The following is a 13,371-nucleotide window of genomic DNA, read 5'->3' as shown; positions in this document are numbered from 1 at the left end:
ATTACGGATTACTATGCTTTGCCTTCATGTTTGATGTACTAGCCTCTTTTATTGCACCATTACCCTATTTTACCCTATTAGCAAGTGCCTTTCTGGTATTTATCGAAGCAAAGTCAGTAATGGAAAAAGCACACGAAAAGGACAGGCGTAAACTAAACAAAAGCATCAAGGAATTAGCCATACTACTAGAGCACAAAGAGGATGTATTAAAAGGAATAACCGAATTATTAAAAGAAAAAGAAAAGGAGGAAAAAGAAAATGAGTAGAGGTTTAAGAAATTGCAATCCGGGTAACATTCGGATTAATAATGATAAGTTTCAAGGCGAAATTATACCATCACAGGATAAGAGTTTCAAACAATTTAGAACTATGGCATACGGTTACAGGTCTATGTTTGTAGTCTTAGACACTTATCGTAAACAAGGTTTGAATACTATTGAAAAGATAATAGGCAGATGGGCACCACCGAATGAAAATAATACACAGGCTTATATTGATTCTGTAGCTAAATGGTCGGGAGTTGACAAAAATAAAGTACTTACCAATTATGATGGTGATGATTATATTGATATCGTAGCTGCTATGTCCAGAATGGAAAATGGCGTAGAGGCTGTTATGGGTGATGTTGTAGCCGGCTTTGAATTACAGAATAGAATAATGAGATGATAAATATACATTGGAACATAATTATCTATGCGATAGCACTTATAATTAGTGTTGGTTATCTGCTATTCGTAAAAGAGGAATACGGCTATTTACCAGATCTACGCAAACCTATTCTTTTTGTAGTATTTATAATCTACACACTTATTTGGGGCGGTATATTTTGGTGGTAATTTGAATAAGGAAATTCTTATTCAAGAAAAATAAGTGAAAATTTAAGTAATCTTACAAATATATGAAATTAAACAAATACCTCGTTTTGATAATATTACTTGCCTTGGTTATCGGTTTCTTTATCGGTCCAACAATTAAGACCGATAAAGACGTAAAATATGTAAAGGGCGAAACTGTAACTGCATCAATAGACACTTCGAAATTTGAATTATTAAAAGAGGAAAAGCCTAACATTCAATATCGAGATACGGGAAGTATCAAATATAGATATGCACCTGTTGATACAGCAGCTATTATAGCAGATTACGAACTTAAGCGAAGTTATAAGGTGATCGCATTTGATGATAAAGCGAAAGGTAAGTTAGAATTGTTCCCAGTCATTCAATATAACAAGTTAGCCGGATTAGATTATAATTTTACTCCTATACAAAAAGAAATATCGATTCAAAAAAAACAAATCTGGATGCCTTATGCGAGTATGTCATACAGTACTTTAAATTATATCGGTATTGGAGGTGGTATATTCTATCACGATATAGGTCTTGAACTAAGATATGTAACTGACTTTAATAAAAAAGGGGTTGATATAGGCTTGAAGTATAAGTTTTAGTGCAATTCAGACCAAAATTCAGACTGTAAAGATAAAAGCGACCTGTAATCATTTGATTATAAGTCGCTTTTGTGATTTTTTGAGGTTCCTGGCGGATTCGAACCGCCGTAGACGGTTTTGCAGACCGGTGCCTAGCCACTCGGCCAAGGAACCAAATTTGGGCTTAGCGAGTGCAAATATAAGTCAATATCTTGATTTTGCCAAAACAATTCGGCTAATATTAGACCAAATTATCCAAATTGTTAAATAATACCCTTTGTACTAGGTAGTTCGTAATTAAAGATATCTCTTTGTTTCGCCATTTTTATCGATCGGGCCAAGGCTTTAAAGATTCCTTCTATTTTATGATGCTCATTTGCACCTTCAGCTTTTATATTAAGATTCATTTTTGCGGCATCGCTCAGTGACTTGAAAAAGTGTAGAAACATCTCAGTTGGCATATCGCCTACTTTTTCGCGTTTAAAATCGGCATCCCATACTAACCATGGTCTTCCTCCGAAGTCGATAGCAACAGTACATAGGCAATCATCCATAGGTAAACAGTAACCGTACCGTTCTATACCCCTTTTGTCCCCTAATGCCTTGGAAAGGGCTTCTCCTAGTGCGATGGCTGTATCTTCAATGGTATGGTGCTCATCTACGTTTAAATCACCGTTTACTTTTATTATAAGGTCTGTATTTGAATGCTTACCTATTTGATCCAGCATATGATCGAAGAAAGACAATCCTGTGTGGATATCACATTTACCTTTTCCATCTAAATTAAGAGATACGTATATATCAGTCTCCTTGGTGGTACGTTTTATTTCAGCTTTACGTTCACCAGCGAAAAGGAATTCGCTTACAGCGTCCCAATCCTCAGTTTGTAATGCACAGTATTCTTTTAATTCGGAAGGAATCTCCGTATCTTCTTTCAGAAAAATACCTTTACATCCTAAATTTTTAGCTAATTCAATATCGGTCAGTCTATCTCCTATAACAAACGAATTTTGTAAGTCATAATCTCCCGAAAGGTATTTTGTAAGCATACCTGTGCGAGGTTTACGCGTAGGAGCATTGTCTTCAGGAAAGCTTCTATCGATTAAAATATCACTGAAAATAATGTTTTCGCCTTCTAATGTTTTTAGCATCTTGTTGTGGGCAGGCCAGAATGTATCTTCGGGAAAAGAGGAAGTCCCAAGTCCGTCTTGATTGGTAACCATCACAAATTCAAAATCCAGATTCTTTTGTATGAAGAATAAATTTCTAAGGACTTTCGGGTAGAATTCTAATTTTTCGAGGCTGTCTAATTGATAATCGATAGGAGGTTCTACCACGATTGTTCCGTCTCGATCTATGAATAGGGCTTTTTTCTTCATTAGTAAGTATGTAAAAGTATTTAATGATCTATTTCGGGCTTATAAGTAAATGAAAGTATTTAATAATATACTTTTGGATTATAACAGGCTATTGCTGTTATGCTTACCAAAGCAATAAAAAGGTCTAAGACCTTAACAGTCTATTGTTGTTATACTTGCCAAGGTTTTAAATAGGTCTAAGACCTTATTATTCAGTTATATTTTTATAAATCTTAGGAGTATCACCATATACCGGCAATTTACCATCCCATTTTTCGATAAACATCTTTTGAATAGCATGATTGGTCATTGCCGAATTTTTTAAAGAGTCTTCTCTGCTTTTGGTTCTTGCTTCTAATAATTGTATTTCGGCTTCGGCTTCAGCTTGTTTCTTTCTATCTTCTGCTAAGATTGCATTTTGCAGCGTTTGACTGCGAAGTGCAATTATGTCTTTTATCTTTTGCGGAATTTGAAGATTTGAGTTTGTATTTTTAAGTATCAAACCTATTTCGCTCATTTTTGCAGCCAGTGTTTTGCTAACTTCAATTTCGAAGGCATTTTTATTACTGACGAGGGAGTCGGAACTGAAAGTTCCGGCAGCAGTGGTATAAGAATGAGCGATAATCTCTTTGAGATAACCGGTGTTTATCTCACCTAAGCTTTTTTTATTGTTTTGATAAAGAAGTTTAGCTTTAGCTTCGTCCAGTAGATAAGAAATTCTGGGCTTTACAATAAATTCGGTTCCATCAAGTGCATTTACTTTAATAGAATCATATGCAGCTGTTTGAATAGTAGTAGGGTAGACCGTTATTTCCGTATAGAGAGGCATAAATATAACATAGCCTTTTATCAACTTTATATCGTAATCTACGCTATTATCGAGAGGATTGCCTATGCTCGATTTTATACCGATATATCCGGATGGGATATGCTTTATTTGCATGAAAAATTTACTGAATATTCCACCTATTGCTATTATTAATAACAATACAAGTAGGAATTTCCACTTTTTTCGACCCTTCTTTACTTTTTTATCTTCTTCTATTGGCATGTTATATGATATGTGATAATGCTTCGATCAGTGTGTTATTTTCGGTTTCCGTGCCAATGGTTATCCGAAGGCAGCCATTGCATAATGAGACTGTATTTCTGTTGCGTATAATAATACCACGATCAACCAACTTGTTATATATCACATTAGCATCATCAACTTTGACTAATATAAAGTTAGCATCCGAAGGATATATCTTTTCAACAAGGGCTATTTTTTTCAATTCTTTTTCAAGGTGAGTTCTTTGTTGTAAGATCGTTTTAACCCACTCTTCCTTTAACTCCAGCTTGTCTAATTCTGCTTGCACAAAATTTTGAGTTAACACATTTATGTTATAAGGATATTTTACTTTGTTAAATAAGCTGATTATTTCGGGAGACGCAAATGCCATACCTAGTCTTACGGCTGCTATTCCCCATGCTTTGGAGAATGTTTGTAAGATTATAAGATTTGGATACTTATCTAATTGAGGCACCCAGCTTGCGTCGGGGGCAAAGTCAATATAAGCTTCGTCAACAACAACAATTCCTGAGAAATTTTGAATTATTTTCAAGATTTCGTTTTTATCCAATAGATTACCGGAAGGATTGTTGGGGGAGCAAAGAAATATTATTTTAGTATTGTCGTCCGTTGCTTTTAGAACACTCTCTGCATCTAGTATAAAATGATCTTTAAGGAGTACTTGTCTATATTCAACATTGTTGATATCTGCACAAACTTTGTACATTCCATAAGTTGGATCGATAGCAACAATATTATCAACAGCAGGTTCGCAGAATATACGGATAACAAGATCTATAGGTTCGTCGCTTCCATTACCGAAGAAAATTTTCTTTACATCGACTTGTTTTATCCTGGATACCTTTTCTTTGAGTTTCCATTGTAATGGATCGGGATAGCGGTTGTAAGGTCCATTCAACGGGTTTTCGTTAGCATCCAGATAAACGGAAGCTTCTCCTTTAAATTCATCTCTTGCTGAAGAGTATGCTTTTAAGTTCCATATGTTTTTGCGAACTAGCTGTTGTAAATTCATTTTTATAAGAATAAATAGTAACGTTTTTAAATGAGGTAAATAAATCTACTTGTCTCTATACTTTTGGTTATAAGGTCTTAGACCTTTTTATTGCTTTGGTAAGCAAAATAGCCAAAGCTTGTTATAAGGCCAAAGCATATCATTAAATACTTTCTTTTACTTAATAAGAGGGTCAAAGACCTTAGATTGATATTTTAACACCCAACAATTTGTAAAACTCAGCCAATATTGCCTGATGTCCCGGCCAGGCAGGTGATGTTGTTAAGTTACCATCGGTAATAGCTTCTGCAGGAGCAATGTTTTTATAGTTACCTCCGGCTAATTCAACTTCGGGAGCAACGGCTGCATAACAAGTCAGGGTTCTGCCTGTAACAACTTTTGCCGCAGTCAATATTTGTATGCCGTGGCAGATAGCTGCAACAGGTAAATTTTTCTCAAAAAAGTAACGTGTATACTCTAATACTTTTTTATTCAGACGAATATATTCGGGAGCTCTTCCTCCGGTTATATATAATCCGCTGTATTCATCGAGCCTTACGTCATCGAAATTTTTAGTAATAACAAAGTTATGTCCTCTCAATTCGATATATGTTTGAAATTCGGTAAAATCATGTATGGCTGTTGCAATCTTATCTCCTGCTTTTTTATCGGGGCAAACTACATCTACATGAAAACCCAATGATTCTAATGCCTGATATGGAACCATTAATTCATAATCTTCAACGAAATCACCTGCTAACATTAAAATTTTCTTGCTCATAGCTGTCATGTTTTATAAATGAATACTCTTCCGAAATATAAGAAATAAAGCCACTCGGGAGTTGAAAAGTCCTCTCAAAAAGTGACATTAGTTACAAAAAGCACACCAGTAAGTAACAAAGGTAACAAGTAAATGACTTGTAAGTGACACTTTTGTGTTTTATGTAAGTGGCTGTAAAACAATAGATAGCAATTAAAAAGGTTACAAAAGTAACAAAAGTGACACTTTTTTGAAGCTTTTTTCTTTCTTTTCTATAATTTTCGTATAACTCCTTATCCCTCTTATAGATAAATAAAAAAAACTTTTGATATGTATATGATTAGCAAAAGGTATCTTATTTTGCCTCGTATGTTGTCACCACAAATATAATTAATGGCTCATTTCCGGTATTGATAATCGAATGATAATTGTTATCTCCTTTAATACAGGTTACATTTCCTTTTTTAAGATCAAATTTACGTGTTATATTATCTTCACCAATACGTTCGATATATTCGCCCTGACCGTTTATTAATACATATAATTCTTGCTCTTTTTTGCTTCCATGTTCATGGAAACCTGCCTGATCGCCCTTGTTCATCAATACCATGTATACTCCGATACGGTTGTTGACTAATTCGTCTTTCTCGAAAATAGAAAGCATATATACTACACCGTTTCCGCCATACATCGGATCTCTTTTTTCTACGTCAATAACGGCTCTTTGAGGTTTACCGAAAGGTGTAAGTGTAATATCTATATAGTTGGAAACAATATCTAATACATGTTTTTTCTCGCTGTCCATATTTTGTATTTTAAGTAATCTAAAATAATTATTATATTCTTTTCAAATCATAACTAAGTAATGTGAAGTATTTATTGCTGTATTTTATGACTGTAACAGTCTCTATTTGTTACACTTGCCAAAGCTATAAAATGCTCTGTGAGCTTAATTGTTTCAACATTTCAAAGTGTGGAATTCCTACTTCCGTAAATTGATCGCCTTCTATTGTATAACTGTGTTTCTTATAAAAATCGACAGCTACTTTTCGGGCATGCAGATAGATATATTTATACTGAAGATCTTTCGCTGTATTTTCGGCAAATTGTAGGAGCTGAGCTCCTACACCTTTTCCTTGCATAAAAGGGGCTATAGCCATTTGACGTAATTGTCCTGTATACTCATTAAGAGGAGTGAGTATACAACAGCCTACTATCTTCTCGCTTTTAGGCAAACATGCAACTAATAACAAATCATTTTCATCTTTCAGCAAGTCTTCTTTGGTAAAGATCAAACCAAGCGGTTCTCTTAATACACTGTACCGAAGAGCAACCATTTCGTGATATTCCGGCGATTGATATGTTATGAGCTTTAGTTCCATTATTTTTTCAAGCGAAGTGTTATAGCATTCTTATGAGCAAAAAGTAATTCGTTTTCTGCCATAATTTCAATAGTAGCTCCCAGGTTTTCTATTCCTTCTTTACTGATTTCCTGAAATGTAATCTTCTTAACAAAACTATCCAGATTTACTCCGCTATATGCTTTAGCATGACCGTTGGTCGGTAAAGTATGATTGGTTCCCGAAGCATAATCTCCGGCACTTTCGGGTGTATAATGACCTAGAAATACAGATCCTGCATTAACTATCTTATCGGCAAGATCAGTATAGTTTTTAGTTTCAATAATGAGGTGTTCGGGAGCATATTCATTTGTTAGCTCGATAAGCTCCTCATCATCCTTCACTAAGATAGCTATACTATGTTGAAGGGCTTTTTCTGCGATTTCCTTTCGGGGTAAGTCTGCCAGCTGTTTCTTTATTTCAGATATAACAGATTCTATAATCGCCTCGTTAGTCGTAGTTAGTATAACCTGACTATCAACCCCATGTTCTGCCTGAGATAATAGATCGGATGCAATAAAAGCGGGATTTGCTGTCTCATCGGCAATTACTTGTACTTCCGATGGACCTGCCGGCATATCTATAGCAACGTCTTTCAGGCTAACCAATTGTTTAGCCGCCATTACATATTGATTTCCCGGTCCGAATATTTTATAAACTTTAGGAACACTTTCTGTTCCGTAAGCCATTGCTCCAATAGCTTGTACACCACCAATCTTGAAAATTTTGCTAACTCCTGCTACTTTTGCAGCATATAGTATGGCAGGGTTTACGTTTCCTTCTTTGTCGGGAGGGGTACACAGTACTATTTCTTGGCATCCGGCAATAGTTGCAGGAATGGCAAGCATTAATACTGTAGAAAATAATGGTGCTGTGCCTCCGGGTATATATAATCCTACTTTTTGGATGCCGACCGCTTTTTGCCAGCAAACGACACCTTTAGTAGTTTCTATTTTCTTGGTTTCGAATTTTTGTGCTGAATGAAATTTCTCAATATTGCTTTTGGCGGTTCTTATTGCAGCTTTAAGCTCTTCGGAAAGATACTTTTCCGATTCCTCTATTTCTTTGCCGGATACTGCGAGAGTAGACAATTGTACTTTATCAAATTTCTCCTCATAAGCAATAACCGTTTTATCCCCTCCTGATTTTATTTCAGCTAAGATAGAGCTTACAGTTGCATTCAATGAAGAAGTATCGAATGTAGGGCGAGCCAAAATTTTCGACCAATCGTTCCTTTGCGGATATTTTATAACTTTCATTTTTTGTAAGTAAGTAAAATAAAATATTTAATGATACATTTTAAAGGCATAACAACCTATCGCTGTTTTGCTTGCCAAAGCAATAAATAGTTCTGCGAACTTATAAAGTATAAGGTCTCAGACCTTGAATTCTTTTTTTAGTAGTCCGTAAACTGCTAAATCGGTATACTTATTATCAACAAGTAATTCGCCGTCACGTTCAATGCCTTCCTGAGTGAAACCTAGTTTTTCAGGAATGTTACGACTTTTAGTGTTTCCGATAGCAGCTCTGATTACAATTTTATTCAGATTGAGTTCGGTAAATCCCAACATTAGTAATTCTTTTACTGATCTGGTTATAATACCTTTTCCTTGAGCTTCCTCTATGATCCAGTAACCAATTTCGGCTTTATGATTAAGGGGATCCATATGATTAAACCCAATACGACCGATAAATTTATCGGAGTCATAAATACTATATTGGACTTCTTTATTATCGATTACTCCCTGCACATAGGCGAGAGTGTCACTTTCATCTTTAGTCCAATCAACAAACGGTAACCATGTCCTCAGATAATTTCGTTCTCTGATTATCGCCTGATAAATATCAGAAGTCGATTCTAGTGTTGTCGGGTGTAGGACGACTGTTCCTGTAATTTCTATCATATCGCTGATTTTGGATTTTGTAAAACTCGTTGTTCATCTTCAGGTAAATCTAACCTTTCTACAATGTTCGACAGGTTAGGTTTATTGAGAAATAAAATAACAAGTGAAAAGATAGTTATACAGACAAAAATGAGTTCTCCTGTTATTATATAGCATACAATAGAAAATACTGCTATCATATCTAAGATTATCCAGGGGATAAATAATACTTTCTGATATTTCGATAATTTTTCGTGCAATCCTCTTTTTCGTTTCGCTTCTTTTATCTTTTTTTGAGAATAGAAATAAGCTGCATAAAAGCCAAAAGCTATAACAATTCCGTCTGCGATAATATAAGGTATATCATATTTAGAGAAATCATTGTGCTTCTTATTGGCCAATGCAAGAAATAGAAATACACTGGGGAGCAAAAGCATACTTATGTATACCGTATACATTATGGTGAAATATCCTTTAACGCTTTGCATCAGAGTTTCTTATTAAGTGACAAAAAGATTTAGTGTCGTATTTCAGAATCATAACTATCAGTTGTTATCATGCTTACCAAAGCAATAAATTGGACTGAGACCTTTATAAGATCATTTTTTCAATAGGAATCACTAGTATTCCTTCCGCTCCCAGAGCTTTTAATTTTCCGATAATATCCCAGAATTGTTTTTCAGAGATTACGGAATGTATAGAACTCCATCCCGATTCAGCCAGAGGCATCACTGTAGGGCTTTTCATACCCGGTAGAAGTGAAATAATATCTTCGACCTTGTCATTAGGCGCATTCAGCAAAATATATTTTTTACCTTCTGCGAACTGCACTGATTCTATTCTGAATATTAATTCGTCTAATATTGCTTTTTTCTCTTCTGATAGGCTGTTGTTTGCAATTAATAATGCTTCGGATTGCATTACAACTGCCACCTCTTTAAGCCTGTTACTTACTAGTGTACTACCTGAACTCACAATATCGAATATAGCATCAGCAAGCCCTATACTTGGTGCGATTTCAACAGATCCCGAAATAACATGTATTTCTGATTCTATAGAATTATCAGCTAAGTATTTCTTTAGTATGTGGGGGTAAGAGGTTGCGATTGTCTTGTTGTGAAACCAGTTTAGATCTATATAGTCAATATCTTTCGGAATAGCCAACGATAAGCGACATTTACTGAACCCGAGACGTTTGGTGATTAGTGAGCCTTCTTTTTTCTCTACGAATTCGTTTTCTCCAACAATTCCAACATCGGCTACGCCTGTGGCAACAGCCTGAGGAATATCATCGTCTCGGAGAAATAGAATTTCTACATCAAAACCTTTTACGGGAACAAGTAATGTTCTCTTCTTATTATTAAGTTTGATACCAGCCTCTTGTAGAAGTTCCATTGTTTCTTCAAATAGACGACCTTTTGATTGGATAGCAATGCGTAGCATATATTTATTAAAGTGATTAAGTTAAAAAAAAAAGACTCACCTATATCTAGGTAAGTCTTTACTTCTTGTGTTATTTTGAAAATACATCATAATAAGACCTCACTTACCAAATGAAGAGAAATAGAGGTGATGATGATGTAATTGTCTTGTCATTATTAATATTTTTTATACAAAGACAAATATAGTAAGAAAAAATAAAACTCAAAGAAATTTCCCGATTATTTTCTTCTGGATCTTTCTCTTCCTGATTTAGTGTCTACCAATTCTTTCATATACTCGGCATCTGCTTGTTTATATTTATATATTTTTTCGGCAGATAAAACCTTTTTGAATTTTTGCAGATATTCTTGTTCGAGTTGAGCTTCTTTTATTTTAACGGTACTGCTTGCTTCGAGTAATCGTTCGTAATCGGCATTTGTTTTATTGCTTTTCTTACGAAGTTCTCTGGATTCTTTTCTTATCGCTCTGTTTAATTCAAAGCGTTTATCCAGCAACTCATTGGCGAGAGGAATAAAAGCTTTGGCCTCTGCATCAGTCAGATTTACTTTTTCTATAATAAATTCGGCTCTTTTCTTCTTGAATGCATCTATATCGAAGTTTCCACTATGCGAATGCTCTTGCGCTGATAATGGAAAATAAGAAAAGATGGAAAGTACGAGAAGAAGTAAAATATTCTTATGTTGCATAATCTTGTATTTAAGTAATATTTAATATTAATGCGATGCTTTATTAAGTAAACAGAAGCATTTAATGATATCCTTTCGAATTATAACAGACTATTGCTGTTATGCTTACCAAAGTAATAAAAAGGTCTGCGACCTTTAATTATTCTACACTGTAAACTGCGTCTTTGTAGACCAATTGTGTTGCTTCGTCTTCCAGAAACTGATAATAATCGTTTTCCAGAGAAACCAAATTTTCATCAGCAGGGGCATAGCTTTCTTTTGAGAAGTTATTAATATCAGGAGAATGGTTCTCCATATAATTAGTTCCCAGTACAGCAATGCCTGTAACCACAGCTGCGGCAGCCACCCACTTACCAACAGACTTCCATAGAGGAACAATTTTCTTTTGCTCCTTCTTTTCCGGCAGTTTATTCATGATTTCTTCATTGAAATTCTGAAAGTAATTTTCCGGAACTCTGAACGGATTGTTTTTTTCGATATTGTTCAACATACTACTAATCTTTTGAGTATATTATAGACTCTTTAAAATGAAAAAGGTTTAATTGGATAGTGATAAAAAATCTTCAATTTTTTTCACAGCATGATGATAAGATGCTTTGAGGGCTCCTACAGAGGTGTCGAGAACTTCAGACATCTCCTCGTATTTCATTTCTTCAAAATACTTCAAATTGAAGACTATCCTTTGTTTTTCAGGTAAAGTGAGTATTGCTTTTTGCAGCTTCAACTGTGCTTCGTCACCGTCAAAATAAGAATCGCTTTCGAGTTTTGCTTCCAGAAAGTTGTCACTGTCATCCAACGGTACGTTTTGTTGTTGTCGTTGCTTATTTATAAAAGAGATACTCTCGTTGATGGCTATTTTATATAGCCAGGTCGTCAATTTAGAGTCACCTCTGAAACTGTCGATATTAGTCCATACCTTGATAAATGCGTTTTGCAGGACATCGTTGGCATCTTCATGGGAAATAACAATTTTCCTGATCTGCCAATAAAGCCGCTCACTGAACGACTTAACCAAAACAGAGAAAGCATCCCTTTGGGTCTTCTCATCCAATAGTCTTTTAACTAATAGAGCTTCTTCCGCTTCTGTCATTTTTTTTATTAGTTACAAGTTACAAGAAAATTAGTGAACAAGCAATTGCATTTACTTGTAACTGAATTATCATAAATCCGAGTCATCTCCAAAATCATCTTCATTATCAACCGTTGAACCTTGCCCGTCTTCAAACCAGGAGATAAAACCGTCTACTTTAGCCGTGTTATTGTTCCACCATTCGAGCGAGACCGGAAAATAAGAGACGCTTACATACCTGCAATACGTTTCGAAATATCCCGACTCTAGTATTTCCGTGTAAATAGGGACGTAAAAATCCCATAACATACCTTTGCGAGTATCGTTCTGCATTTGGCTCAAAGTGAAAAAGATGGTTCGCGATGCTTGTTCAAAATAAGCATATTGAAACCGCTGATCTTCAACCTTAGGCTGCATGGTTCGAAGCTGATCGTATATTTTTTGTCTGTCAATACCATCTTCAGGAGTCAACCGAGGGGAATTTGCCGGAATTTTTTGTGTGATAATATCATACATTTCACCGAATGCATCTTTAGATCGATCGGTATTCGGCTCAAGCAATAAGAAGAAGTGGAACGATAGAAAGCTTTGTATCCATCTGTCCGAATCACTTAACACATAAGCGTATAGTAAAAAGGCACTGGGGTGAGTGGTATCTATTTCAATGGCTTTTTGCAAATGGAAAATAGAGAGCTTTAAGTTTTTAGCTTTAAAATAACTTAATCCCAGATTGTAATGAAGCAGGTACTCGTCTCCACATCTTTCCAAAGCTTCATTTAATAATTTGACGGATTGATCCAGTTTATTCATATCGGCAAGAGCTGTGCTCTTTACGCAGTAAGCATCTACCAGAAGAGGTTTGAAATTGGCGTTTATAACTTTAGTGCTATATTTCAGTGCATTATCATAATCCTTAAGATGAAGATAGGACAATGCCATTTCGTAGGTTGCAGACATGGAAGACGGATTAGCCTTTAGCGCTTGCTGGTAATAACTGATAGCATCCTGATAGCGTCCTTTGTCGTGGAGGCTGACACCTTTTCTGATTAATTTGTCAGATGTAGGCTGTGTATATGATATAGTTGAACAAGAGAACAAGAGGATAATTATAATGACTAATAACCGCATTCTAAGTAAAAATTATATTTTGGAGAGGTAAAAGTACTAAAAATCTCCATAGCCCTCTATATTACTTATGCGAGTTTATGAATTTTTCGGAATATTCACTGAATTTACTTTTTTCTTATTTATATATACTAACCTCTTAGAAGTGACTTAAAATA

At 35.1% G+C, this 13,371-nt stretch carries 17 protein-coding genes and 1 tRNA gene; 3 read left to right on the top strand and 15 right to left on the bottom strand.

Annotated elements, in window-relative coordinates; all coding sequences use genetic code 11:
- The 3 genes from CLV62_RS21700 to CLV62_RS11020 all read left to right on the top strand — a co-directional run.
- Positions 1 to 266 (top strand): hypothetical protein (locus tag CLV62_RS21700; RefSeq protein WP_394337200.1); only part of this gene is annotated, 266 nt, incomplete at its 5' end.
- On the top strand, positions 259 to 666 hold the full coding sequence (locus CLV62_RS11025) for a structural protein P5 (protein WP_110310835.1): 408 nt from the start codon (positions 259 to 261) through the stop codon (positions 664 to 666). The genes CLV62_RS21700 and CLV62_RS11025, both read left to right, overlap by 8 nt.
- Before the next feature lie 232 nt (positions 667 to 898).
- The gene (locus CLV62_RS11020) at positions 899 to 1,447 is read left to right on the top strand and encodes a hypothetical protein (RefSeq protein ID WP_110310834.1); all 549 of its coding nucleotides are present in this window, start codon (positions 899 to 901) and stop codon (positions 1,445 to 1,447) included.
- Between the two features lie 82 nt (positions 1,448 to 1,529).
- On the opposite strand, the gene CLV62_RS11015 is transcribed toward CLV62_RS11020, so the two are convergent.
- The 15 genes from CLV62_RS11015 to CLV62_RS10945 form a co-directional block, all read right to left on the bottom strand.
- Positions 1,530 to 1,600, bottom strand: a tRNA-Cys gene (locus tag CLV62_RS11015).
- Between the two features lie 89 nt (positions 1,601 to 1,689).
- Complete coding sequence (gene hisB, locus CLV62_RS11010) at positions 1,690 to 2,805, bottom strand: bifunctional histidinol-phosphatase/imidazoleglycerol-phosphate dehydratase HisB (RefSeq protein WP_110310833.1); 1,116 nt, start codon at positions 2,803 to 2,805, stop codon at positions 1,690 to 1,692.
- A gap of 187 nt (positions 2,806 to 2,992) precedes the next feature.
- Positions 2,993 to 3,835 carry an SPFH domain-containing protein gene (locus tag CLV62_RS11005; protein WP_110310832.1) on the bottom strand — a complete coding sequence of 281 codons (843 nt, stop codon included), beginning with the start codon at positions 3,833 to 3,835 and terminating at the stop codon, positions 2,993 to 2,995.
- Between the two features lies 1 nt (position 3,836).
- Positions 3,837 to 4,868: a histidinol-phosphate transaminase gene (gene hisC, locus CLV62_RS11000; RefSeq protein WP_110310831.1), complete on the bottom strand. Its 1,032-nt coding sequence runs from the start codon at positions 4,866 to 4,868 to the stop codon at positions 3,837 to 3,839.
- 181 nt (positions 4,869 to 5,049) lie between these two features.
- Positions 5,050 to 5,628 (bottom strand): DJ-1/PfpI family protein, encoded by a 579-nt coding sequence (locus CLV62_RS10995; RefSeq protein WP_110310844.1) that lies wholly within the window; start codon positions 5,626 to 5,628, stop codon positions 5,050 to 5,052.
- A 334-nt stretch (positions 5,629 to 5,962) separates the two neighbouring features.
- Positions 5,963 to 6,412: a cupin domain-containing protein gene (locus tag CLV62_RS10990; protein ID WP_110310830.1), complete on the bottom strand. Its 450-nt coding sequence runs from the start codon at positions 6,410 to 6,412 to the stop codon at positions 5,963 to 5,965.
- A 124-nt stretch (positions 6,413 to 6,536) separates the two neighbouring features.
- A complete protein-coding gene (locus CLV62_RS10985; protein ID WP_245904075.1) occupies positions 6,537 to 6,989 on the bottom strand; it encodes a GNAT family N-acetyltransferase in 453 nt (150 codons plus the stop codon).
- Positions 6,989 to 8,266, bottom strand: coding sequence for a histidinol dehydrogenase (gene hisD / locus CLV62_RS10980; RefSeq protein ID WP_110310828.1), 1,278 nt, complete (start codon positions 8,264 to 8,266; stop codon positions 6,989 to 6,991). The genes CLV62_RS10985 and hisD overlap by 1 nt, the downstream gene beginning before the upstream one ends.
- 117 nt (positions 8,267 to 8,383) lie before the next feature.
- Positions 8,384 to 8,911, bottom strand: coding sequence for a GNAT family N-acetyltransferase (locus CLV62_RS10975; protein WP_110310827.1), 528 nt, complete (start codon positions 8,909 to 8,911; stop codon positions 8,384 to 8,386).
- On the bottom strand, positions 8,908 to 9,378 hold the full coding sequence (locus CLV62_RS10970) for a hypothetical protein (RefSeq protein WP_146212729.1): 471 nt from the start codon (positions 9,376 to 9,378) through the stop codon (positions 8,908 to 8,910). Before CLV62_RS10970 ends, CLV62_RS10975 begins: the two co-directional genes overlap by 4 nt.
- A gap of 103 nt (positions 9,379 to 9,481) precedes the next feature.
- Positions 9,482 to 10,333 (bottom strand): ATP phosphoribosyltransferase, encoded by an 852-nt coding sequence (hisG, locus tag CLV62_RS10965; RefSeq protein ID WP_110310825.1) that lies wholly within the window; start codon positions 10,331 to 10,333, stop codon positions 9,482 to 9,484.
- A gap of 218 nt (positions 10,334 to 10,551) precedes the next feature.
- Positions 10,552 to 11,019 (bottom strand): hypothetical protein, encoded by a 468-nt coding sequence (locus CLV62_RS10960; protein WP_110310824.1) that lies wholly within the window; start codon positions 11,017 to 11,019, stop codon positions 10,552 to 10,554.
- A 139-nt stretch (positions 11,020 to 11,158) separates the two neighbouring features.
- Positions 11,159 to 11,509, bottom strand: a complete 351-nt coding sequence (locus CLV62_RS10955) for a hypothetical protein (RefSeq protein WP_110310823.1) — start codon at positions 11,507 to 11,509, stop codon at positions 11,159 to 11,161.
- Positions 11,510 to 11,557: 48 nt separating this feature from the next.
- Positions 11,558 to 12,109: an RNA polymerase sigma factor gene (locus CLV62_RS10950; protein WP_110310822.1), complete on the bottom strand. Its 552-nt coding sequence runs from the start codon at positions 12,107 to 12,109 to the stop codon at positions 11,558 to 11,560.
- Positions 12,110 to 12,178: 69 nt separating this feature from the next.
- Entirely contained in the window at positions 12,179 to 13,216 is a 1,038-nt protein-coding gene (locus CLV62_RS10945; protein WP_110310821.1) for a tetratricopeptide repeat protein, read from the bottom strand.
- Positions 13,217 to 13,371 lie beyond the last annotated feature (155 nt).

Source organism: Indolivaga alginatilytica, from assembly GCF_003201355.1.
Lineage (GTDB): Bacteria > Bacteroidota > Bacteroidia > Bacteroidales > Dysgonomonadaceae > Dysgonomonas_A > Dysgonomonas_A alginatilytica.
Note: the sequence above shows the minus strand (reverse complement) of the source record. Positions and strands in the feature narration are given on the sequence as shown.

Excerpts from the sequence above, each read along its gene's own strand:
- hisD (WP_110310828.1), bottom strand. The coding sequence starts at position 8,266 with ATGAAAGTTATAAAATATCCGCAAAGGAACGATTGGTCGAAAATTTTG.
- CLV62_RS10945 (WP_110310821.1), bottom strand. The coding sequence starts at position 13,216 with ATGCGGTTATTAGTCATTATAATTATCCTCTTGTTCTCTTGTTCAACT.
- CLV62_RS10960 (WP_110310824.1), bottom strand. The coding sequence starts at position 11,019 with ATGCAACATAAGAATATTTTACTTCTTCTCGTACTTTCCATCTTTTCT.
- hisG (WP_110310825.1), bottom strand. The coding sequence starts at position 10,333 with ATGCTACGCATTGCTATCCAATCAAAAGGTCGTCTATTTGAAGAAACA.
- CLV62_RS11025 (WP_110310835.1), top strand. The coding sequence starts at position 259 with ATGAGTAGAGGTTTAAGAAATTGCAATCCGGGTAACATTCGGATTAAT.
- CLV62_RS10990 (WP_110310830.1), bottom strand. The coding sequence starts at position 6,412 with ATGGACAGCGAGAAAAAACATGTATTAGATATTGTTTCCAACTATATA.
- CLV62_RS10985 (WP_245904075.1), bottom strand. The coding sequence starts at position 6,989 with ATGGAACTAAAGCTCATAACATATCAATCGCCGGAATATCACGAAATG.
- CLV62_RS10975 (WP_110310827.1), bottom strand. The coding sequence starts at position 8,911 with ATGATAGAAATTACAGGAACAGTCGTCCTACACCCGACAACACTAGAA.
- hisB (WP_110310833.1), bottom strand. The coding sequence starts at position 2,805 with ATGAAGAAAAAAGCCCTATTCATAGATCGAGACGGAACAATCGTGGTA.
- CLV62_RS10995 (WP_110310844.1), bottom strand. The coding sequence starts at position 5,628 with ATGAGCAAGAAAATTTTAATGTTAGCAGGTGATTTCGTTGAAGATTAT.
- CLV62_RS11020 (WP_110310834.1), top strand. The coding sequence starts at position 899 with ATGAAATTAAACAAATACCTCGTTTTGATAATATTACTTGCCTTGGTT.
- CLV62_RS10955 (WP_110310823.1), bottom strand. The coding sequence starts at position 11,509 with ATGTTGAACAATATCGAAAAAAACAATCCGTTCAGAGTTCCGGAAAAT.
- CLV62_RS10970 (WP_146212729.1), bottom strand. The coding sequence starts at position 9,378 with ATGCAAAGCGTTAAAGGATATTTCACCATAATGTATACGGTATACATA.
- CLV62_RS10950 (WP_110310822.1), bottom strand. The coding sequence starts at position 12,109 with ATGACAGAAGCGGAAGAAGCTCTATTAGTTAAAAGACTATTGGATGAG.
- hisC (WP_110310831.1), bottom strand. The coding sequence starts at position 4,868 with ATGAATTTACAACAGCTAGTTCGCAAAAACATATGGAACTTAAAAGCA.
- CLV62_RS11005 (WP_110310832.1), bottom strand. The coding sequence starts at position 3,835 with ATGCCAATAGAAGAAGATAAAAAAGTAAAGAAGGGTCGAAAAAAGTGG.